Here is a 21,846-nt window from a genome sequence, read left to right as displayed (position 1 = left end):
ACAGGGGCGAGGCCCGGGCAGGTGACCTGCCCGGGCCTCGTCGTGGTGTCGCGTGGATCAGTGGCTCAGGAGAAGCGGACCTTCAGCGAGGTGCCGTCCTGCTCCAGAACCTTGATCTTGGTGCCGGTGGCCGGGAGCTTGACGCCGTGGTTCGGCAGCTCCGGGTACCAGTACTGCTTGGTGTCATCGAACAGCGGCTGCGCGGCCTGGCCACGGATGTACTGCGGCTGGCTGTTGAGGTGCAGCGTGAACGAGTCCGCCTTCTTCAGGCCGAACGGCGCGTCGTAGACCTGGACGCGGGCCCGCCAGGGCGCCCCGGTCAGGTTGTAGATCGGCCGCGGGTGGGCGTCGATGATCATGTTCCGACCCTCACCCGGGTGCACGAACGTGTCGTTGTCCGCCCACCGGAGGTTCCAGTAGGAGATCAGCAGACCCTCCTGGTACGCGTAGTGGTCCACGTAGTCCGGGCGGGTGTTCGCGTAACCGAAGAAGTACGGGCCGGTCTTGAGGTACTTGTCGTACGAGACGTACGACCGGTTACCGGCGATGTAGTAGTTGTCGAACAGACGGGTGTAGGTCTCCTCGACGATGCTCCAGCCGCTGAGCGTCCAGCCGGGGGCACCGGCCTCGGCGCCATCGGTGAGCAGCGTCTGGCCGTCGGCGGTCACGGTGAGGGCGTCACCGTAGAAGCCGCCCTCGGACACGCCACCGTCGGTCTGGTAGCGGAGCCGGAACTGCACGGCCTTGCCGACGACCGAGTCCAGGTTGACGTTGACGTCGACCCAGTTGCCGTCGCTGGAGCCGTCCAGGGCGTACCGCCCGGGGGAGATCTCCTTGAGCGCCTGGCCGTTGGCCGTGCCCGGGAGCGAGACCCAGTTCTGGCCACCGTCGGTGGACGCCTCGAAGAAGAGGTAGTCGAAGTCCGCCTCGATGCTGTAGCGACCCTTCATCGACACCGCGGCGCTGCTCTTCCCCGTGAGGTCGATGGACCGCGTCATCGTGGTGTTCAGGTCGTCCTCGTTGCCCGAGAAGAACTGCTTCGTACCCTCGAACGGCTTGCCGTTCTGGAACTCGTACGCCCGCTGCGGCAGCACCACCACGGCGCCCTGCGCCTTGGTGGAGTTGTACTCCTGCGGGCCCAGCTCCAGCGTGCGCTTCTGACCGGCGACGACCACCTCGTAGTCGAGCCAGCCGAGCTGGAGCTTGTTCCAGGCGCCGAGGTCGCCGCCGCGGTCGCCGATGCCGGCGTCGTTCTTGGCGCCGAGCCGGCTCTGGGCCATCAGGGTCCAGTGCTCGTTGTTGTTGTCCCCACCACTGGTGACGTTGTAGTCGTCCGGCAGACCGAGGTCGTGGCCGTACTCGTGGTAGAAGACGCTCCGGCCACCGTTCTCCGGCTGGATCGTGTAGTCACCGATCCAGACGCCGGTGTTGCCGATCTGGGTGCCGCCGGCCGGGAAGTTCTCCGGACCGGTGTTGCCCTGGTCGCTGGCGAACGCGTACCAGCGGTGGCTCCAGATCGCGTCCTCACCCTGGATCGGGTCACCGTCGGCCTGGTCGCCGCCGGCGTGGACGATCTGGAAGTGGTCGATGTAACCGTCCGGCTCGTTGAAGTTGCCGTCGCCGTCGAAGTCGTAACGGTCCCACTCGTCCATCGACTTGACGTCGGCCGCGATCTCCTCGTCGGAGCGGCCCTGGGCCTTCTGGTCGGCGACCCACTGGTTCGCGGCGTCGCGGACCAGCGCCCAGGTGTTGTTGCAGACGTTCGAGGCGCACGGGTAGCCGTTGGAACGGCCGTAGCGGGCCTCGTTGTACTTGACCTTCACCCAGTTGGTGACCTCGCCGTCGACGCTGTACCGACCCGACGACTGGGCCTCGTAGTACTGCTTCAGCGACTCGTCACCCGGGTTGGTGCCGAAGTAGACCTGCCGGAAGTGGTCGGCGCTGAAGTCCGGCTGCCAGATCGTGGAGTTGTCCACGGCCCGGTTCGGCTCGGGGATCTGGTTGACGCGCGGACCGTCGAACCGGGTCGGACCCGGCACGGCCGGGGCGGTGTCCTTGTCCGGGTAGTTCGGGTGCCGCTCGTCGCCGAACTCCGCGAGGATGACGAAGATCTTGTCGGTCTTCTCGCGGGACAGCTCGACGTACTGGTCCTCGGTGGGACCCTTGCCGGCCCGGGTGCTCTTGGCGGCCTTGCCCGCCGCGGCACCTTCGGCAGCCTTCTCGCCGACCTTGACGACGGTGCTGCCGTTGATCTTCTGGGCCTTCGCCCTGCCCGACAGGACCTCGCTCAGGCCTTCCTGGCGCAGCGCGCGCCGCTTGTCCTCGAGCGGGTTGGGCAGGTCGTGCTCAGCCTGCGCAGGCTCGGCCACCGACGGGGCGGCGGCTGGCAGCTTCGGCGTCGGCGCGGCGCTGGCGGACGTGCCCGCCATCAACCCCGTCGCGGTCAGCGAAAGCCCGAGCAGACCCACTGCGACTTTGCGCACGTGGTACCTCCGGTGTGAGGGAACCGGCCCCATGGGGGTACGGGCCGGTGGAACGTCCCACAAGTGGGACCCACGGTGAACATAGACACTGCCGGGACTGCTGTGAAGATGTGTGCGTCGATTTGTAGCAACTTTTTGTTGGGGTTGACTTTCGCCGTCACACTCTGGTTCGTCATCTCGGCGTTGACCAGCGGCGATGGCCGTTCGGCCAGAGGTAGTGAAACAGATGGATATGCGGAACGGGCCGGGAGCGCCATGCTCCCGGCCCGTCCGTCATCCGGCTCGTTCGGCCCGTATTCCGGGCATTCCGGTTCCGGTTTGGAGTTGTCGATCAGCTCCGCGGCGGAACCACGTACACCGTGGCGTACGAGTTGTCCTTGGCGGCGCGCTTGATGATGATCGACGTGCCGTACGCGACACCCGCGTCACCCGGATTGCCGGTGCCGAGCACGATCGCCCCGCCACCCAGCGTCGAACCGTAGTAGTCGGTCGCCGGGGTGCCGTCCGGGTTCACCACCCGGGTGGTGTACTGCTGGTTGCCCTTCGACGGGACCACCACCGAGGCGTCGTTGTCCCGCGCGTACGGCGAACCGTCGCGGATCTCGATGCCCGGGTACCAGCCCTTGGTGTCGGTGAAGCCCCGCACCGGCGCCTGGCGGCCGAACGTCGTGCAGTACTCGCTGTACGGCTCGTCGGCCGCCTCCAGGCACTCCTTGAAGGGGTACGTGGGGGTCAGGCCGAACGCGGCGTTCGACGACTGCGGACGGCTGGGCAGGTTCTTCAGCACCGACGGGTCCTTCTCGGCCGCCACGCCCTTGCGACGCAGCGGGTCGTTGTGCGAGTCGACGATCAGCAGCCCGCCCTTGGCGCCGTAGCTGGGCAGCGCGGTCATCTGCGCGGTGACGTGGTTGACGTCGCCCAGCTCGGTGTCCCGGTACCAGACCAGCATGCCCGGCGCGTTGTAGGAGATCCGGTCGACCTTCCACGCCTCGTGCGAGTAGACGGTGTCGTAGGCGTACTTCAGGCCCTTGTCGAAGCCGTCGAAGTTGCGCCACTCGGCCAGGTAGTAGTGCGACCGGACCTGGGTGCCCGTGTCGACGTGCCAGCCCGCGCCGGTGGTGTCGGTGAACGTGCCGCCGGTCTGGGTCCAGCCGGCCGCGCCGCCCTCGACGTCGTCGCTCCACGTGGTCGCGCCGCCGCCGGTGACCGAGAAGTCGTCGGCGAACCAGCCACGCTCCTGGAACGCCTCGTCGGTGGCGTACCGCAGCCGCACCTGCACGGTCTGTCCGGCGTACGGCGACAGGTCCACGTAGTCGTGGCGCCAGCCGCCGGTGCTGCCGGTCAGGCCGTACTTCTTGTTGCCGAAGTCGACCATCCGGCCGTTCGGGTCGGAGTAGCCGTCGTCGGTGGAGACCAGCGCGCCGGAGGAGTCGTAGACCTTGCGCTCGGTCCAGGTGGCGCCGCCGTCCGTGGAGACCTCGACGAAGCCGTAGTCCCAGTCCTCCTCGATGACGTAGTCGTTCCACATCCAGAACTTCGCGTCGGCGGCGTTCGGGACGGCCACCGTGCGGCTCAGCTTGACGTCCGCCCACGCCTGGTCGGCGCCGGAGTACCACATGTTCGCGCCGCTGTGCGGCTCGGCCAGCGTGATCACCTTGTCCGGCAGGTCGATCTTGATGCCGTCCTCGGTGCCCACCGGCGTACGCGAGGTCTGCCCGAGCTTGACCAGCTTGGCCCGGTCGCCCGGCCCGAACGTCTTCGGCTCGGCCCAGCCCAGCACCCACTTGTCCCAGAGGCCCATGTGGGTGGGGAGCGCCTGGAAGATCTCGCCGGAGTGCGAGCCGGACGCCATCAGGTCCCAGAAGTCCACGTCGGAGTCGGCGTTCCCGGACGTGTCGTAGAGGTCCGGCAGGCCCAGGTCGTGCCCGAACTCGTGGGCGAAGACGCCGACACCGGCGTCCTCCGGCTGCACGATGTAGTTCGACACCTTCAGGTTCGTGCCGGGAATGGTGTAGCCACCGGCCACCGTGGAGGAGTGCGCCCAGACCGAGTAGACGCCGACGTCGCCGCCACCACGGGACTTGCCCTGGTTGGCGTGCACCAGCACCAGGTGGTCGATCACGCCGTCCGGCTCGTGGTAGTTGCCGTCGCCGTCGCGGTCGCTCTGGTCCTCGATGTCGTAGTCGGCCCAGGGGAAGTTCGGGTCGGCGGCGGCCAGCGAGTCGATCGCGTCGGTGGCGAGCCGCCCCGCGCCCTGCGGGTTGTCCGGGTGGCCGTTCATCGACTGCTCACGGCCGGCGACCCAGTTGCCGTTCTCGTCCTGGAAGCAGCGGGAGGCGGCGTACCAACCCTCCGAGTGCGGCACCGTGATCCACGGGCTGGCCTGCCCGTCCACGGTGTACGCGTTCTTGGACATCTCCAGGTACATGTTGTGCATGGTCCGGCCGGCGAGGTTGATGCCCGGCTTGCCGTCCGGCCCCTTGAGGTCCTTGCGGACCCGCTCGGTGATGCCCTGCTTGGTGTAGAGCATCTTGTCGTAGTGGGCCGGCGAGAAGTCCGGCACCCACATCGAGTTGTTGTCCTTGTGCGGCAGCGTGGCCGGGTTCGGGATGGTGTTGTGCCGCGGCCCGTTCTGCACCGTGCCGGGCACGCAGGTGCGGTCCTCGAAGACCGTCTTCGGCACCATCACGTTGGTGAAGTCGTCGTTGGCCTTGTCGTTGAACTCCACCAGCAACGTCAGGAGCTTGGCGGTCTGGGTGTTCTTGGCCTTCTTGATCTTGCGAGGGCTCTGGCCGGTCCGGATGGACTTGGCCTCCAGCTTGGCCAGCTCCCGGGCGGCGATCGGGTTGCCGCCGGCGTACTTGCGGTCGTAGGCGCGGGCCTCGTCCGCCGGTGCGGAGAAGACCCCGTCCTTGCCCTTGGTCTCCTTGCCGCCGGTGTCCGGCTGCACCTCGGGCTCGGCGTAGTTGATGTAGAACTCGTCCGCCGCGATGGTGGCCGACGCGGACCGGGACGGCTGGGCCGCCGCACTGCCCGTCACGGTCAGCGACGTGGCCGCGAGGGCGATGGCGGGCAGCGCGACGAGTAGTCGCCGGCGGGCCCGGGATTGCGAACTGGGGAGCATGCCACTCCGTTCGTAGGGAATGGTGAGGGACCGGCCGTCTCAGTGACGCGTGTCAAAATTTGCCGGTGCGGCTGAACGTAGCCGACGACGAGCGCCATCGACAGGGGCTATCCGGGCCCTCTGCCCGTTCAGGTCACTACCTCCTCCGCCGATCGACCGGCCCGTTCCCGGGTACGACGAGGGGCGGGCCGCCGCGCGGCCCGCCCCCCTTCCGTTCCGGTGTCGTCAGTCCTCGTCGGACTTGCCGCCGCTCATCCCTGACGAGATCAACTCCATCACCGAGGAGTCCTGCAACGTGGTCACGTCACCGAGCGACCGGTTCTCCGCCACGTCCCGCAGCAGCCGACGCATGATCTTGCCGGATCGGGTCTTCGGCAGCTCCGGCACCAGCATGATCTGCCGCGGCTTGGCGATCGGGCCGAGCGTCCTCGCCACGTGGTTACGCAGCTCGGTGATGAGCTGCTCGCCCGCGTCGCCGGAGATCTCCGCGCTGCCACGCGGGATGGCGAACGCGACGATCGCCTGCCCGGTGGTCGGGTCGGTCGCGCCGACCACCGCCGCCTCCGCCACCGACGGGTGACTCACCAGCGCCGACTCCACCTCGGTGGTGGAGATGTTGTGCCCGGACACCAGCATCACGTCGTCGACCCGGCCGAGCAGCCAGACGTGCCCGTCGTCGTCCTTCTTCGCGCCGTCACCGGCGAAGTAGACCCACCTGTCGCCGGCGTTGGCGCCCGCCCCGAACCGCGACCAGTACGTCTCCAGGAACCGGTTGTCGTCGCCCCAGATGGTGCGCAGCATCGACGGCCACGGCTCGGTGAGCACCAGGTAGCCACCCCCGCCGTTCGGCACCGACTCGCCCTGGTCGTCGACCACGTCGGCGACGACACCGGGCAGCGGGGTCATCGCCGAGCCGGGCTTCGCCTCGGTCACCCCCGGCAGCGGCGAGATCATCATCGCCCCGGTCTCGGTCTGCCACCAGGTGTCGACGACCGGCAGCTCACCGCGGCCGACGTACTGCCGGTACCAGATCCACGCCTCCGGGTTGATCGGCTCGCCGACGCTGCCGAGCAGGCGCAGCGACGACAGGTCGTAGCCCGCCGGGATGTCCTCGCCCCACTTCATCATCGTGCGGATCAGCGTCGGCGCGGTGTAGAGGATGCTCACCCGGTACTTGTCGACGATCTCCCAGAACCGGCCCTTGTGCGGGGTGTCCGGGGTGCCCTCGTACATGACCTGGGTGGCGCCGTTGGAGAGCGGGCCGTAGACGATGTAGGAGTGCCCGGTCACCCAGCCGATGTCGGCCGTGCACCAGTAGACGTCGGTCTCCGGCTTCAGGTCGAACACCGCGTGCGTCGTGTACGACACCTGGGTCAGGTAGCCGCCGGTGGTGTGCAGGATGCCCTTCGGCCGGGCGGTGGTGCCGCTGGTGTAGAGGATGAACAGCGGATGCTCGGCGTCGAACGGCTGCGCCTCGTGCTCCGGCGCGGCGGTCTCCACCGTCTCGTGCCACCAGTGGTCCTTCGCCGACCAGCCGACCTCCTCGCCGGTGCGGCGGACCACCAGCACGTGCTCCACCGACGGGCAGTTCGCCACCGCCTCGTCCACGGTCGGCTTGAGCGCCGACGGCTTGCCCCGCCGGAAGCCGCCGTCCGCGGTGATCACCACCTTGGCGCTGGCGTCCTGGATCCGGTTGGTCAGCGCGTCGGCGGAGAAGCCGCCGAACACCACGCTGTGCGTGGCGCCGATCCGGGCGCAGGCGAGCATCGCCACCGCCGCCTCCGGGATCATCGGCAGGTAGATCGCCACCCGGTCACCGGCCGTCACGCCCAGCTCGGTCAGCGCGTTCGCCGCCTGACAGGTGAGCCGGTGCAGGTCCGCGTAGGTGACCGTCCGGGTGTCACCCGGCTCGCCCTCCCAGTGGATCGCCACCTTGTCGCCGTGACCGGCCTCCACGTGCCGGTCCAGGCAGTTGTACGCCACGTTGAGCCGGCCGCCGGTGAACCACTTCGCGAACGGGGCGTTGGACCAGTCGAGCACCTGCTCCCACGGCTGGGCCCAGGTCAGCCGGCCGGCCTGGCGCTCCCAGAAGGCGAGCCGGTCGGCGGTCGCCTCCTCGTACGCCTCCGCTGTCACGTTGGCGTTCGCGGCGAGTTCGGCCGGCGGCGGGAACTGGCGCGTCTCGTTCAGCAGATTGGCCAATGCCTCGCTCATACGGTGACTCCATTCGTCGCGTGACCTGCGTCTCCCTACTCCGGGGAAGGTTAGCCGCGCGGTACGCCACCCGCGACCGCGCGCCCCGCTCCGCGCGCTCAGCGGCTCCCCCGCCGCGCTGAGGTGCAAGGAGGGGCCCCCGTTAACGCCTCCGGTAGAGGAAGGGCCCCTTCTCAACATCCCGGACCGTGTCGCTAGCGTGACGGGGTGACCACTGATCCGCTCGCCCCGCTGCTCGCGCTCGCCGACGTCGCGCCCGCCGTCGAGCAGGCCCGGGACCGGGTCGACCAGGCCCACCGGCACCGCGCGCTGCGCCGCCAGGGCGGTCCGCTCGCCGCCGAGATCAGCCTCCGCTCGGCCGTGGCCAGCGCCGCGCTGGAGGGCCGGGACCACGACCGCGAGGAGGTACGCGCCGGCACGGTCACCGACCCGGTGCTCCAGGGCGCGCTGCGGGTGGCCGGGGCGCTGCCCGGCCTGAGCGACCTCTGGCCGAAGGCGCCCCGACAGGTGCTCGCCCGGCTGCACGTGCTCGCCGCCCGCGACGTGGTGACCGAGGAGGAGCTGGGACGCCCGGTGGCCGACCCGGTGGTGGCGGCCCGCCTCGACGGCCTGGCCGGCCTGGTGGCCGGCGGCACGAAGGTACCGCCGCTGGTGCTGGCCGCCGTGGTGCACGGCGAACTGCTGAACCTGCGCCCGTTCCCGGGCCCCTCCGGCGTGGTCGCCCGCGCCGCCGCGCGCCTGGTGCTGATCTCCACCGGGTTCGACCCCCGTGGGCTGGTCGCGGTCGACGTCGGGCACCGCGAGCGGGAACCGGAGTACGTCGGCGCGGCCGGCGCCTTCGCCACCGGCACCCCGGACGGCCTGCGCTCCTGGCTGCGGCACTACATGGCGGCGGTGGAGGTCGGAGCGGACCAGATCACGCTCATCGGCGACGAGATCCTCGCCGCCTCCTGACGCCTTGCCCCAGGCGCTCCCGGCGCTTGGGCGCTGCCTTCCGCCGCGCGGCCGAACCGGGTCAGGCGGTGGGCGCGGCGGCCCGGGTCCGGCGGTGCCGGCCGTACCAGGCGATGCCGATGGCGACGCCGACACCCACGCCCAGCGCCGCCGCCGCGACCGGCACCGCCGGCCGCTCGCGCAACCGGCGGCCCAGCGGGATCGGGTGCCGGAACTCCAGCACCGGCCACGCGTTCTCCATCGCCAGCCTGCGCAGCGCCCGGTCCGGGTTGACCACGGACGGGTGCCCCACGCACTCCAGCAACGGCCGGTCACTGTACGAGTCGGAGTACGCGTACGAGTCGGCCAGGTCGTAGTCGCGCTCCTGGGCCAGCTCGCCCACCGCGTCGACCTTGCTCGGGCCGGCCGCGTAGAACTCGACCTCGCCGCTGTAGCGGCCCTCGACGACAGCCATCCGGGTGGCGATCACGTCGGTCACCCCGAGCAGCTCGCCGATCGGCCGGACCATCTCCTCGCCCGAGGCGGAGACCAGCACGACATCCCGGCCGGCGGCCTGGTGCTCCTCGATGAGGGCAGCCGCCTCGGCGTACACGTAGGGGTTGATCAGCTCGTGCAGCGTCTCCGCGACGATCTGGCGGACCTGCTCCACCGGCCAGCCCTTGCAGAGCGTGGCCAGGTAGTCCCGGGTCCGGGCCATGGTCTGCTCGTCGGTGCCGCCCAGCCGGAACATCAGCTGCGCGTACGCCGACTTGACCACGTCACGCCGGGTGATCAGCCCGTCCCGGTAGAACGGCCGACCGAACGCCAGAGCGCTCGACTTGGCGATGACGGTCTTGTCGAGATCGAAGAAAGCGGCACCACGGCCCACGGCGCGAAAGTCTAGCCGGACGGGCGGCCCAGGGCCCCCCGGCCCGGACCCCTAACCTGAGGTGCACCCGGCCGAGTGACCCCGGTCACATACAAGCGCAAGAAATTAGCTTTGCGTGGAGTGAACACCACTCGACGTATAAGGGTCGGCTGCGGCATGCTTGTCCTCGCGACGGGAGTTCACGTCCCGTCGCCGCTGGAGGCCCTCGGCGGTTGCACCCCCCGTAACCGCTGAGTCGGTTCGGCTCGACCCCCCCGGAGCCGAACCACCCGACGACCCCCGTCTCCCCCCGACGGGGGTCGTCCCTTTGCGGGGAGCGCTCCCGCCCTGGTGAAAGCGCCTTTCCCGGCTCGGCCAGCTCCGGCACCGACGAGCGCCGGACCGTCGCCGGGCCGGCCGCTCCGATGCTGCCTGGGAGGCAGTCCACGCGGGTGGTGAAGTCACCCCGGACGATGGTCTTCTTGGCGATCTCGGTGACGGTGCCGTAGAGCGCCACGGAGGTCGGCTGGTTACAGGTGACCGTGCCGTGCACGATCGCCTTGCCGCTCACCGTGCTGGCCGTGCCATGGGTGGCCACGGCGAGCGCGAGGTCCAGCGGTGCCGGGGCGGGCGGGTTGGCGATGTGCGCCTCGCCGCGGGCCGCCGCGGTGCCGCCCTCGCCGTGCTGCTCGAAGGTGGCGTCGAACGTCTGGACATAGCCGTTCGGTCCGAAGACGGCGTTGAGCACGGTGAACGTGCCGGTCAGCTCGTTGCAGCCGCGGCCGTTCCCGTGCAGGCTGAGGCCGGGGCCCGCGCCGTTGAACGGGTAGCGGGTCGCGTTCTCGTAGGTGCCCGGGGTCAGCGGCTGGCTGCCCGGGCGTCGAAGTCCAGGTACCACCAGTCGCCGCCGTAGCCGTTGACGTTGACCGACACGTGGCTCCTCTCGGTGAGACAGCTTGGCGGTCGCGCCGCCCGGAAGTTGCTGTCGATCAATTACCGCACAGAGTGGTGATGTGTCGTTACACCGCGAGGACGGACCTGTCTAAGAAGGACTGTCAGCGGATCACGGCGCGCAGTGTCTGCCGTGCCGGCTCGAAACAGACGAGCGGGCGGCGCTGCTCGTCGGTCACCACCCACGGGTGGCCCACGTACGTCTGCTGCCGGTAGGACTGTCCCACCTGGAGCACCGCGTACCGCTGGCGTCGGCCGTCGTAGTTCAGCCAGTGGACGACCACGGGCGCGGTCCGGGCGTTGACGAAGTCGACGAAGGTCTCCGGCCCACCCCCGCTGGAGCGCAGCGTCGACTCCCGGGACGCCGGCAGCGGGATGAGTTCGCCGGGCCGGGACACCGGCGGCTTCGTCCGGCTGGCCGACGGCTTCGGCGCGGGTGGCCGGGCGGCCGGAGTGGTGCGACGGGGCGGGGCCGGCGAACGGGTCGGCAGCGCGGCGCGGGTGGAGAGCGACACCGGCGCCGGGGAGTACGACTCGGTCGGCAGGTCCGCGGTCGGTGGCGAGGCCAGGATCGCCTCGCCGCCGACCGGCGGCGGCAGGTCGGGGCGACGCGGCATGGCGAAGAAGCTGAGCGTACCGACCAGCACCACCACCACGATCCCGATCGCCACCGAGGCGAGCGTGGCCGGGGACGGGTCCCGGAGCCAGCCCTCGCCGCCAGTGGGCGGATCCGGCCGGGTGTGGCGCCTTCCGGTGCCGTGCGGTGAATCGGTCATGGCCTCGATCCCGCGAGCCGGTGCCGTCCGTTCCGCGGCAGGGGGCTCCGATTATGCGGGACGGGCAGTGTTCCCAGTCAATGGCTGGCGGTCCCACCGGTGCCGGCCGGTGAGCCCGGCCTGATCAGTCGTCCGGGCAGCGTCGTCCGCCGATTCGGCACGCGGACGCATAGCAGATCGACTCAATTCCCGAGGTCTGTCCACAAGCCCCTCCTTTGTCCACAGGCGAGCGGCTGCGGCGCCCGCGCGGCCGGCCGGATGGGCAGGCTCCACCCCGGCACGTCCGAGTCCGACCGTTGGAGGCCGCCATGCCGCCCCGCACCCCGATCCCGCCGTACCGTCGACTGCCACTGCTCGTCACGGCCGACGGTGACCTGCTCGACGAGCTGTTGCGCCTGGCCGCGGCCGGCGGCACCGAGGTCGAGCTGGCGGCCGACCCGGCTTCCGCCCGCGCCCGCTGGGTGCCCGCGCCGCTGGTGCTGGTCGGTGCCGACCAGGCGGCGGCCTGCCTGCGGGCCCGCCTGCCACGGCGTCCGCGCACGGTGCTGGTCGGGCGTTCCGGCCAGCTCGATCCGGGTACGGAGCTGGCCGAGCTGATCGGCGCCGAGCACGTCGCGGCGTTGCCCGCGGCGGAGCCCTGGCTGGTCGACCGGTTCGCCGAGTGCGCGGCCGGGCCGGTCGGCGCGGGCCCCGGCCGGGTCGTGGCGGTGCTCGGCGGGCGCGGCGGCGCGGGGGCCAGCGTGCTCGCCGGTGGGCTCGCCGTCAGTGCGGCCCGGTCCCGGCTGCGCACGCTCCTGGTCGACGCCGACCCGCTGGGCGGCGGCCTCGACCTGGTGCTCGGGTGGGAGCAGCTCGACGGGCTGCGCTGGCCCGAGCTGGCCGGCGCCGACGGCCGGCTGGATCCACCGTCGCTGGTCCGCGCGCTGCCCAGCCGTGGTGACCTGGTCGTGCTCTCGTGGGACCGGGGCGACCTGCGGCACCTGCCGGCCGAGGCGATGGCCGCCACCGTCGACGCCGGCCGGCGCGGGCGGGACCTGGTCGTGCTCGACCTGCCCCGGCATCTCGACGACGCGGCCGTGATCGCGCTCCAGGCCGCCGACCGGGCGTTCCTCGTGGTGCCCGCGGAGCTGCGTGCCACCGCCGCCGCTGCCCGGGTGGCCGCCGTCGTGGCCCCGCAGTGCGCCGACCTCTCGGTGATCGTGCGCGGCCCGGCTCCGGGCCGGCTCCGGGCGGCCGAGGTGGCCCGCGCGCTCGGCCTGCCGCTCGCCGGCACGCTCCGACCCGAGCCCGGCCTGTGCCGAGGGCTGGAGCGCGGCGAGGCCCCGGGTGCCACCGGAAAGGGCCCGCTCGCCGTGCTGTGCCAGCGGCTCGTCGACGAGCTGACCGGTCGGTCCGCGGCGGGTGCGGCGTGACCGGCCCGGCCGATCCGGAGGAGTTGGCCGCCCGGGTCCGGCACCGCCTCGCCGCCGAGGCCACCCCGGTCACCTCTGCCGCGGTCGTCTCCGCGGTACGCGCCGAGCCGGGCGCCGGCGTGCTCGGCGACACCACCCTGCTGCGGATCGCCGACCGGGTGCACGACGACCTCGTCGGCGCCGGCCCGCTCGCGCCGCTCCTCGCCGACCCGCAGATCACCGACGTGCTGGTGAACGGCGTCCGGGTCTGGGTCGACCGGGGGCGGGGCCTGCACCAGGTGGCCGTGCCGCTCGGCACGGTCGACGACGTACGCCGGTTGGCGCAGCGGTTGACCGCGGCGGCCGGTCGCCGGCTGGACGACGCGTCGCCCTACGCCGACGCGCGACTGCCGGACGGCACCCGGCTGCACGCCGTGCTGCCACCGGTGGCGACCGACGGCCCCTACCTGTCGTTGCGTACCTTCCGGCAGCGGCCGTTCACGCTGGCGGAACTGGTCGACCACGGCACCGTGCCCCGGCCGGTCGCACCGCTGCTCGACGCGGTCGTGGCCGCCCGACTCGCGTACCTGGTCACCGGTGGCACCGGCTCCGGCAAGACCACGCTGCTCAACACGTTGCTCGGGCTGGTGCCCGGCACCGAGCGGATCGTGCTGGTGGAGGACGCGGCCGAGCTGCGCCCGGTGCATCCGCACGTGATCGGGTTGCAGGCGCGTACCGCGAACGTCGAGGGCGTCGGCGCGGTCGGCCTCAGCGACCTGGTCCGGCAGGCGCTCCGGATGCGACCGGACCGGCTGGTGGTGGGCGAGTGCCGGGGTGCCGAGGTGGTCGACCTGCTGGCCGCGCTGAACACCGGCCACGACGGCGGCGCGGGGACGCTGCACGCCAACGCCCCGACGGACGTGCCCGCCCGCCTGGAGGCGCTCGGGATGCTCGGCGGGCTGCCGCGGGTCGCGTTGCATGCCCAGGTCGCCGCCGCGTTGCAGGTCGTCCTCCAGGTACGCCGGACCGGCGAGGGGCGGGTGCTCGACTCGATCGGCCTGCTCCTGCCGGGCGGCCCCGAGCGGGTGGTGACAGTGGTGCCGGCCTGGATCCGTGGCCGAGGTCTCGGCCTGGCCGCCCGGCCGCTCGGCAACCTGCTGCGCGAGCGGGGTGTGCCCGTGCCGCCGATCCTCCGCGCGGTCTGGCCCGACGCGGCAGGCCCCTCGTGACCGGCCAGCTCGGGCTGGTGGTCGTGCTGCTGGCCGGTGCCGCGGTGACGGTCGGTTGGCCGGTACGCGGCGGCCGGGCCCGACAGCGGGCGGTCCTCGACCCGGGGCCTCGTGCCGGCGAGCGGTCCACCCCTGAGCGGCGGGCCACCCCGACGTCGGGCGGTCGGGACGCGTTCCGCGCCGTGTCCGTCCGGCGGGCCCTGCCGGCGGCGGCGCTGCTCGGCGGCGGGGCGGGGGCGCTTCTCGGTGGTCCGGTGGCCGCACTGGTGCTCGCCGTCTACGGCACGCTCGCGGCCCGGGCGGCGCTGCGTCGGCGTACCCGGCAGGCGGTCGAGCGGGACCACCGTCGTGATCTGGACCGGCTCGGTGCGGTCGCCGCCGACCTGCGGGCCGGTCTGCCCGCCGGTCACCTGCTCGACGACGGTGCGGGGCGGATCGCCCGGCTGGCCCGGGCCGCGGTGCGACTGGCCGACCGCACCGGTGCGCCGCTGGCCGACCTGCTCGAGCGGATCGAAGCCGACGCCCGGGCGGCCGACCGGGGGCTCGCCGCTGCCGCCGCCCAGGCCGCCGGCGCGCGGGCGACGGCGTGGCTCCTCGCCGCCCTACCGCTCGGCGGGATCGGTCTGGGTTACGCCATCGGCGTCGACCCGGTGGCCGTGCTCCTGCACACGCCGGTCGGCGGCGGCAGCGCCCTGGGGGCCGTGGTCCTTCAGGTAGGCGGGTTGCTCTGGGCGGAGCGTCTCGGTGCCGGGCCCGGGCGGGCGGCCTGATGTCCCGTCAGACGGTGGCCGCCGTCTGCCTCGGCGGCGCCGCGTCACTCCTGGTCGTGACCGGGGCCGCCGTCCGCCCGGCCCGGCGGCTGCGCCGGCTCGCGCCCACCCCTCGGCCCGGCCGCCCGAACTGGTGGCCGGACCGGATCCGGCTGGGCGCCGGCCTGACCGCCGTGGCCGTGGCGGTGGTCGCCGGTGGCTGGGGCGGCCTGCTCACCGGGCTGCTGGCCGGCGTCGCCGCCGACCGTCTGCTGCGCCGGATCGAGCCCCGCGCCGTACGGGAGCGTCGCCTGCGCGAAACCGCCGACCTGCCGCTCGCCGCCGATCTGCTGGCTGCGGCGCTCCGGGCCGGGGCACCTGTCGACGGCTCGGCGCTCGCGGTCGCCGAGGCGCTCGGCGGACCGCTCGCGGACCGGCTCGGCCGGGTGGGCCGCACGCTGGGCCTCGGCGGCACGGCGATCGAGGCATGGGCGCACCTGCGTCCCGTCTCCGGGGCGGAAAGCCTGGTCGCCGCCGCGGTCCGTTCGTCGAACAGCGGTGCCGCGCTGGCCGGCGCGCTCACCCGGCTCGCGGACGACCTGCGGGCGCAACGCTCGACCGCGGCCGAGGCGGCGGCCCGACGCGCGGGCGTGCTCATCGTGCTGCCACTCGGGCTGTGCTTCCTGCCCGCCTTCATTCTCGCCGGTCTGGTGCCGGTGATCGTCGCCGTCCTCGGCGACGTGCTCTGAACCATCGAGAAAGGACGTACGACATGCGCAAGCTCCTCACCCGACTGCGGGGTGACGCCGGCATGAACACGGCGGAGTACGCCGTGGGCACCCTCGCCGCGGTCGCCTTCGCCGGGATCCTGCTGAAGGTGCTCACCTCCGGCAACGTGCAGTCCGCGCTGACCGCCGTCATCGACCGGGCCTTGAAGTGACCGGGCGCCGGTGGGCCGACCGACACCGTGGCCGGTGGGCCCGCGTTCCGGCCGTCGGGGCGGTGAGTGGCGGGGCGCCGTACGGCGTCGGGTGCGGCACCGCCCGCCGCCGTCCCTGGGACGCCCGGGAACGGGGGTCGTTCACCGCCGAGCTGGCGGTCGGCCTGCCGGCGTTGATGTTCCTTCTCCTCGCCGGCCTCACCGCGGTCGACGCGGTGACCACGCGCGCCGGCTGTGTCGACGCGGCCCGGGAAGCGGCACTTGCCGCCGCTCGGGGCGAGCCGGGCCAGCCGGCCGGCGCCCGGTACGCCCCGCCGGGCGCGGAGGTGACGCTGACCGTGGTCGGTGACCGGGTGACCGCGACCGTCCGGGCGCCCGTCCGGACGTTAGGTACGAGGCTGCCCCGGTCGACCGTGTCCGGCGTCGCGGTGGCCGCCGTGGAACCCGGCGCTCCCGGGCCGCCGCCGTGACGCCGGGACCGCCGGGGACGCCGGAAACACCGGGACCGCCGGGGACGCCGCAAACGCCGGGGACGCCAGGACCGCCGGGGCGGTTGGGGACGCTGGAGGAGCTGGGGAGCTTGTCACCGACCGTCGGCTCGGCCGACGGTGAGCCGCACCCGGATGAGCTGTCGGAACCGGCTGGGCCGTGCCTCGCCGGATCGGGCCCTGGCGGGCCGAGCCATGACGGGTCGAGCCTTGGTGGGCCGCACGCAGGCGGACGGCCCGCCGACCGGTCGGCGCCCGAGCGGGGTGGGGCGACGGTGTGCCTGCTCGCCATCGGCCTGGTCTTCGTGCTCGTCGGGCTGTTCGGCGCGGGACTCGGGGCCGCCCGCTGCGCGCGCCATCAGGCCCGGGTGGCGGCCGACTTCGGCGCGCTCGCGGGCGCGAGCCGGGTGCTCGACGGGGCGGACGCCGCATGTGGGTCGGCCGACGCGCTGGTGTCCGCCAACGGCGGCCGGATGACCGGGTGCCGGGTCGACGGCCTCGACCTGATCGTCACGGCGCAGGTACGCGTCGCGCCGCTGCCCGGGCTGTCCCGCGCTGCCACCGCGACGTCCCGGGCCGGACCGGCGCGCGAACCCGCCACCGCGCCATGATCATCGCCTGACGCCCGCGACGGGACAGGAGCGCAGCCTGCCGCCTGCCGCTACTCGTCGGTCGGCCGGTGGGCCCTGCTCGGCAGTCGGCCCGGCGGGGCCCGCCGCGACGGGCGCCACCGGCCGACGCCCGGCTCAGCGGGACTGGAGCGCGTCCAGGCCCACCGCCATGGCGATGACCAGCCGGCGGTCGATGTGCGGGTGCTGGATGTCGACGACGTACCGGTCGCGCAGGCCCCACTTCTTGTCGACCGAGAACACCGGCTGGCCGCCGGCCAGGAAGTCGAAGTGGTAGGGCAGCCAGGAGAGCGAGTCGACGAAGCGGCGCAGCAGCGCCACCGGCAGGCTGCGCTCCTGTCCCGTCGCGGGCGGCAGACCGGGCTGCTCGACGTGCCAGGTCGACCGCAGCAGCGACTGGGCGAAGTCCTTGCGGAACAGGCCGATCGGGGCGCCGGCGTGGTCGGTCACGTCGTAGGTGGCGCCGAGATCGAGCCGCTGGCGGGCCTTGAATCCGAGAAGGGGGTACTGCTTGGTGTCATCGGTGTAGATGGTGACCTGCTCCTTGAAGGCGAGCCGCTTCTGCTGCGCGAACGCGAGCAGCCCGCCCTCGGAGCCGTCCGGTGCCACGGCGTGCACCTCGTACTGGTTGACCATCATCCGGATTCGCTGGCGGACGATGAACCGGTGCTGGGCCTGCAGGCTGTCGAGCGACATCTGATCTCCTTCGAGGGGTCGCCGGAGTCTCGCACAGCGCCGCCACCAGCGTGCGACGGCGGCTGGCGTGCCGGCGAGCTCGATCGACTCCTGCACGCCGAAGTGGCGGTGCCGGTTGTCGTCCGACACCGCTGTCTCGGTGAACTGGCGGTACTCCACCCGGTTCGACCCCCGGCCACCACGCGCGGCGGCTCGCGCCGCGACGGGCGGTCAGCGTCCGCCGTCGACCGTGGCTTTCATCGCCCACGCGTTGAGCACCTGGTGGATGCCGCGCAGGCGTTCGTTGATCTGGTCCAGCCGCTCCGCCTGGGCCAGGTTCGCCAGTGCGGTGCCCAGTGCTATCTGCTGGTCGGGGGTGAGGGTTTCCTGGTCGATGGTGTAGAGCAACTCGACGGTCTCGGCGATCGTGTCGGCCACGGCGGCACCTCCGGCGGGACGGGTCTCGGGGTCGCGTCTGCGCTACCGGAATGATGCATGGAAGCGCTCCCATACATCAATGCCCCGCTGCGCCCGTCCTCATGCACCCGTCCCACCCACCAGACTCACTTCTCTCTCTCCCCCCAACCCGGCCCGATGAGCGAACCGACAGCACCTCTCCCACGCCCCGCCCCGTCGATCTTGCACTTTGCGCCCAGGCGTATCGGGCGGAACGGGCGAGACGCGGGCCGAAATTGCAAGATCGAGGGGCGGGTAGGGGCCGCGCGCTGTCGAGCATCGGGCGACCCGCTGGTGAGGGGAATAGCGGTCGATTGTCGGCATCACCGCCTCGGCGAGCCGGCGGGCGCCGAGTGATCCGGCGAGGTCAGTCCGTCGTGTTGCGGCCGGCCGCCGACCGTCGGGTTGCCCGGTCGTCCTGCCGTGGCAGCATCCCGCCGCGCTCCGCCCCCGGCCCGTCATCCGCCGCGGCGTCACCCGACGAATCACCGGCCGTCGCGTCGCCGGCCGTCGCGTCGCCGGCGGCGGCGAGGTTGGTGAGCACCACGTCGAGGACCTTGACGGCCTCCGGCTTGGCCAGCGGGTTGTTGCCGTTTCCGCACTTCGGGGACTGGACGCAGGACGGGCACCCGGTTTCGCACCCGCACTCGACCACGGCGTCGCGGGTGGCGCGCAGCCAGGCGGCGGCCGTCCGGTACGCCCGCTCGGCGAAGCCCGCCCCGCCGGGGTGGCCGTCGTAGACGAAGACGGTCGGGGCCTCGGTGTCCGGGTGCAGGGCGGTCGACAACCCGCCGATGTCCCAGCGGTCGCAGGTCGCGATCAGCGGCAGCAGGCCGATCGCGGCGTGTTCGGCGGCGTGCAGCGCGCCCGGCACGTCGGCGGCCTCGACGCCGGCACGAGCCAGCGACTCCGGCGAGAGCGTGAACCAGACCGCGACCGTGCGCAGTTCGCGTGCGGGCAGGTCCAGCGGGCGGGTGTCGATCACCTCGCCGGTGGCGATGCGCCGGCGCTGGTACGACACCACCTGGCTGGTCACGTCGACCTCGCCGAGGAACAGCCCGACCGGGCCGGCGTCGACGTACGAGCGGACGGAGACCACGGACAGCGAGGTGACGTCGCGGGCGTGGGTGGACCAGTCCGGCTCCTCGGCGTGCACCAGCGCGCACCCGTCGGGCAGGTCGAGCGTGTCGACCACGTACGAGACGCCCTGGTGCAGGTAGACCGCGCCGGTGTGGAGCAGGAAGTGCGCGGAGCCGCCGTCGACGGTGCCGAGCAGCCGCCCGGTGGACTCCTCCACCACGCAGACCGGTGCGCCGTCCTCGCCGCGCAGGTCGACCTCGGGGCGTTCCCGGTGCCGCCAGTACCAGCCGGTGGGCCGCTGCCGCAGCGCGCCCGTCTCGACCAGCGAGTCCACCGCCTCCTTGGCGCCCTCGCCGAAGAGTTCCAGGTCGGCGGCGGTGAGCGGGGCCTCGTGCGCGGCGCAGGCGAGTTGCGGCGCGAGCACGTACGGGTTGGCCGGGTCGAGCACGGTGGCCTCGACGGGACGGCCGAACAGCGCCTCCGGGTGGTGCACGAGGTAGGTGTCGAGCGGGTCGTCGCGGGCCACCAGCACCGCGAGGGCCTCGTCGCCGGAACGCCCGGCGCGGCCGGCCTGCTGCCAGAGCGAGGCGCGGGTGCCCGGCCAGCCGCAGATCAGCACCGCGTCCAGCCCGACCAGGTCGACGCCGAGTTCGAGCGCGTTGGTGGAGGCGAGCCCGAGCAGGTCGCCGTGCAGCAGCGCCCGTTCCAGCTCGCGGCGCTCCTCGCGCAGGTAGCCGGCGCGGTAGGCGGCCACCCGGTCGCCGAGGCCGGGCACCGCCTCGTCGAGTGAGCGCCGCGCGTTCGCGGCGACCACCTCGGCGCCCCGGCGGGACCTGACGAACGCGAGCGTGCGTACCCCCTCGACCACGCTGTCGGCGAGCAGGTCGGCGGTCTCCCGCAGCGCGGAGCGCCGGACCTGCACGAGGTCGGCGACGTCGCTCTCCGAGGTGGGCGGCAGCAGCGGCGGCTCCCAGAGCGCGAACGTCACCCCGCCGCGCGGCGACGTGTCCTCGGTGACGGCGGTGACGGGCAGGCCGGTGAGCCGCCCGGCCGCCGTCGCCGGATCACCGGACGTGGCCGAGGCCAGCAGGAACACCGGCGTACGCCCGAAGCGGGCGCACTGCCGGCGCAGCCGCCGCAGCACGTGCGCGACGTGTGAGCCGAACACGCCCCGGTAGGTGTGGCACTCGTCGACCACCACGTACGCGAGGCGGCGCAGGAAGCCGGACCAGTGGGCGTGGCCGGGCAGGATGCCGTGGTGCAGCATGTCCGGGTTGGTCAGCACGAACCGGGCGTGCCGGCGGATCCACTCCCGCTCGGTGCGCGGGGTGTCGCCGTCGTAGGTGGCCGGGCGTACCCCGTCGAGGTCCAGGCCGGCGACGGCGCGGAGCTGGTCGGCGGCGAGCGCCTTGGTCGGGGCCAGGTAGAGCACCGTGGCGCGCGGGTCGGTGAGCAGCGTGCTCAGCGCGGGAAGCTGGTACGCCAGCGACTTGCCGGACGCCGTGCCGGTGGCGACGACGACGTGCTGCCCCGCGTACGCCAGCTCGGCGGCCTCGGTCTGGTGCCGCCACGGCGCGACCACGCCGCGCTCCGCGAACGCCGCCCGCAGTTCCTCCGGCGCCCAGTCGGGCCAGGGCGCGGGCTCGCCGACGCGGGCCGGCACCCGCTCGACGTGGGTGACCGGGTCGGTGGCGTGGCGCAGCCGCAACCGGCGCAGCAGCTCGTCCGGCGTGCGCCGCGGGCCGGGGCTGTCGTCGGTCACGTCCTGCACTCTCGCACTGGTGTTCGGAATTGGGAACCGCAGGGTGGGGGTATGGGGAGGGCCAGGCCGGTGACCCGAAGCGGTCGCACGGGGGGATGGTTAGATGCCCAGGAGAGTTTACCGAGGAGGGGCCGATGGAGCTGTCGCTGGCGACCCGCGCCGTGGGGGAGCACACGGTGCTCGAGGTCGGCGGTGAGGTGGATGTCTACACCGCACCCCGCCTGCGGGAACGGCTCATCGAGCTGATCGACGGTGGGGCCCGCCACGTGGTGGTGGACCTGGGCCGGGTGGACTTCCTCGACTCGACCGGGCTGGGCGTGCTGGTCGGCGCGCTCAAGCGGCTCCGGTCGGCCGGCGGCTCGTTCGCGCTGGTCTGCGACAAGGAGCCGCTGCTCAAGATCTTCCGCATCACCGCTCTGGACCAGGTCTTCCCGCTGCATCCGACGGTCGACGCGGCCATCGCCGCCGACACCACCGGCGCGTGATGGCCACCGTCAAGCTCTCCTTCTCACCGGCGCCGGTCCACGTGCGCACCGCCCGCCTGGTCGGTGTCGCGGTGGCCCGGCGGGCCGGGGTCCGCGAGGACCTGCTCGACGAGGTGCGTCTGGCCATCGGCGAGGCGTGCACCCGGGCGGTGGCGCTGCACCGGCAGTACGGGCTGGGAGAGCTGGTCTACGTGGAGATGTCCGACGGCGGGCCGTACACGGTGCGGGTGGTGGACCGGGCCCCGATCGAGGCGGGTCTGGGGCTGGCCGCGCTCGGCCCGGACGAGTTGGCGAAGGAGTCGCTCAGCGAGGACGCGCTCACCACCGGCGTGGGGTTCGCCCTGCTCGCCGGTTTCGTGGAGGACCTCCAGGTCCGCCCGGTCGACGAGGGCGTCGGCACCGAGGTCCGGATGGCCTGGCCGACCGGCCGCGTCTGATCCGATCGTCACGCAGGCCGCGTTCCCCGCACGGGGAGCGCGGCCTCGTCGTGTTGACCGGCCTATATATCAGATTTCCTCGCATAACACAGTTACGAAGATCATCGAGACACGGTGCCCCCTCGATGTGACCCTCACCACGCCGGAGGGCTACAGTACCCGGGTTGTCAGCAAGT

At 72.7% G+C, this 21,846-nt stretch carries 19 protein-coding genes; 10 read left to right on the top strand and 9 right to left on the bottom strand.

Going from position 1 to position 21,846, the window contains the following annotated elements; genetic code table 11:
* Positions 1-65 precede the first annotated feature (65 nt).
* The 3 genes from VKK44_RS26815 to acs all read right to left on the bottom strand — a co-directional run bounded on the left by VKK44_RS26815 (position 66) and on the right by acs (position 7,821).
* The gene (locus VKK44_RS26815) at positions 66-2,468 is read right to left on the bottom strand and encodes an immune inhibitor A domain-containing protein (protein WP_343447911.1); all 2,403 of its coding nucleotides are present in this window, start codon (positions 2,466-2,468) and stop codon (positions 66-68) included.
* A 346-nt stretch (positions 2,469-2,814) separates the two neighbouring features.
* Entirely contained in the window at positions 2,815-5,607 is a 2,793-nt protein-coding gene (locus VKK44_RS26810) for an immune inhibitor A domain-containing protein (RefSeq protein WP_343443960.1), read from the bottom strand.
* A 225-nt stretch (positions 5,608-5,832) separates the two neighbouring features.
* Entirely contained in the window at positions 5,833-7,821 is a 1,989-nt protein-coding gene (gene acs / locus VKK44_RS26805; RefSeq protein WP_343443959.1) for an acetate--CoA ligase, read from the bottom strand.
* Between the two features lie 207 nt (positions 7,822-8,028).
* Here acs and VKK44_RS26800 point away from each other — a divergent pair, with 207 nt between their 5' ends.
* A complete protein-coding gene (locus VKK44_RS26800) occupies positions 8,029-8,775 on the top strand; it encodes a Fic family protein (RefSeq protein WP_343443958.1) in 747 nt (248 codons plus the stop codon).
* Positions 8,776-8,836: 61 nt separating this feature from the next.
* On the opposite strand, the gene VKK44_RS26795 is transcribed toward VKK44_RS26800, so the two are convergent.
* From VKK44_RS26795 to VKK44_RS26785, 3 genes are all read right to left on the bottom strand, one after another.
* The gene (locus VKK44_RS26795) at positions 8,837-9,643 is read right to left on the bottom strand and encodes an HAD family hydrolase (protein ID WP_343443957.1); all 807 of its coding nucleotides are present in this window, start codon (positions 9,641-9,643) and stop codon (positions 8,837-8,839) included.
* An 85-nt stretch (positions 9,644-9,728) separates the two neighbouring features.
* Complete coding sequence (locus VKK44_RS26790; RefSeq protein WP_343443956.1) at positions 9,729-10,520, bottom strand: hypothetical protein; 792 nt, start codon at positions 10,518-10,520, stop codon at positions 9,729-9,731.
* Positions 10,521-10,677: 157 nt separating this feature from the next.
* A complete protein-coding gene (locus tag VKK44_RS26785) occupies positions 10,678-11,349 on the bottom strand; it encodes a VHL beta domain-containing protein (protein ID WP_343443955.1) in 672 nt (223 codons plus the stop codon).
* 308 nt (positions 11,350-11,657) lie between these two features.
* On the opposite strand from VKK44_RS26785, the gene ssd reads away from it, so the two are divergent.
* From ssd to VKK44_RS26750, 7 genes are all read left to right on the top strand, one after another.
* Positions 11,658-12,761 (top strand): septum site-determining protein Ssd, encoded by a 1,104-nt coding sequence (ssd, locus tag VKK44_RS26780; protein ID WP_343443954.1) that lies wholly within the window; start codon positions 11,658-11,660, stop codon positions 12,759-12,761.
* Positions 12,758-13,969, top strand: coding sequence for a TadA family conjugal transfer-associated ATPase (locus tag VKK44_RS26775; protein WP_343443953.1), 1,212 nt, complete (start codon positions 12,758-12,760; stop codon positions 13,967-13,969). Before ssd ends, VKK44_RS26775 begins: the two co-directional genes overlap by 4 nt.
* Positions 13,966-14,739, top strand: a complete 774-nt coding sequence (locus tag VKK44_RS26770; RefSeq protein ID WP_458351572.1) for a type II secretion system F family protein — start codon at positions 13,966-13,968, stop codon at positions 14,737-14,739. Before VKK44_RS26775 ends, VKK44_RS26770 begins: the two co-directional genes overlap by 4 nt.
* Positions 14,739-15,467 (top strand): type II secretion system F family protein, encoded by a 729-nt coding sequence (locus VKK44_RS26765; RefSeq protein ID WP_343443952.1) that lies wholly within the window; start codon positions 14,739-14,741, stop codon positions 15,465-15,467. Before VKK44_RS26770 ends, VKK44_RS26765 begins: the two co-directional genes overlap by 1 nt.
* A 23-nt stretch (positions 15,468-15,490) precedes the next feature.
* Positions 15,491-15,658 carry a DUF4244 domain-containing protein gene (locus VKK44_RS26760; protein WP_013283643.1) on the top strand — a complete coding sequence of 56 codons (168 nt, stop codon included), beginning with the start codon at positions 15,491-15,493 and terminating at the stop codon, positions 15,656-15,658.
* A gap of 62 nt (positions 15,659-15,720) precedes the next feature.
* Positions 15,721-16,128, top strand: coding sequence for a TadE family type IV pilus minor pilin (locus tag VKK44_RS26755; RefSeq protein WP_458351571.1), 408 nt, complete (start codon positions 15,721-15,723; stop codon positions 16,126-16,128).
* A gap of 293 nt (positions 16,129-16,421) precedes the next feature.
* Complete coding sequence (locus VKK44_RS26750) at positions 16,422-16,757, top strand: Rv3654c family TadE-like protein (RefSeq protein ID WP_343443951.1); 336 nt, start codon at positions 16,422-16,424, stop codon at positions 16,755-16,757.
* 135 nt (positions 16,758-16,892) lie between these two features.
* On the opposite strand, the gene VKK44_RS26745 is transcribed toward VKK44_RS26750, so the two are convergent.
* From VKK44_RS26745 to VKK44_RS26735, 3 genes are all read right to left on the bottom strand, one after another.
* Entirely contained in the window at positions 16,893-17,471 is a 579-nt protein-coding gene (locus VKK44_RS26745; protein WP_343443950.1) for an LURP-one-related/scramblase family protein, read from the bottom strand.
* Between the two features lie 210 nt (positions 17,472-17,681).
* Positions 17,682-17,888 carry a hypothetical protein gene (locus tag VKK44_RS26740; protein ID WP_343443949.1) on the bottom strand — a complete coding sequence of 69 codons (207 nt, stop codon included), beginning with the start codon at positions 17,886-17,888 and terminating at the stop codon, positions 17,682-17,684.
* Between the two features lie 385 nt (positions 17,889-18,273).
* The gene (locus tag VKK44_RS26735) at positions 18,274-20,790 is read right to left on the bottom strand and encodes a DEAD/DEAH box helicase (RefSeq protein WP_458351691.1); all 2,517 of its coding nucleotides are present in this window, start codon (positions 20,788-20,790) and stop codon (positions 18,274-18,276) included.
* A 92-nt stretch (positions 20,791-20,882) separates the two neighbouring features.
* Here VKK44_RS26735 and VKK44_RS26730 point away from each other — a divergent pair, with 92 nt between their 5' ends.
* Both VKK44_RS26730 and VKK44_RS26725 read left to right on the top strand, forming a co-directional pair.
* Positions 20,883-21,233 carry an STAS domain-containing protein gene (locus tag VKK44_RS26730; RefSeq protein ID WP_343443947.1) on the top strand — a complete coding sequence of 117 codons (351 nt, stop codon included), beginning with the start codon at positions 20,883-20,885 and terminating at the stop codon, positions 21,231-21,233.
* Positions 21,233-21,670, top strand: coding sequence for an ATP-binding protein (locus tag VKK44_RS26725; RefSeq protein ID WP_343443946.1), 438 nt, complete (start codon positions 21,233-21,235; stop codon positions 21,668-21,670). The genes VKK44_RS26730 and VKK44_RS26725 overlap by 1 nt, the downstream gene beginning before the upstream one ends.
* Positions 21,671-21,846 lie beyond the last annotated feature (176 nt).

It is taken from the genome of Micromonospora sp. DSM 45708, from assembly GCF_039566955.1.
In the GTDB taxonomy this organism is placed as follows: Bacteria; Actinomycetota; Actinomycetes; order Mycobacteriales; family Micromonosporaceae; genus Micromonospora.
Note: the sequence above shows the minus strand (reverse complement) of the source record. Positions and strands in the feature narration are given on the sequence as shown.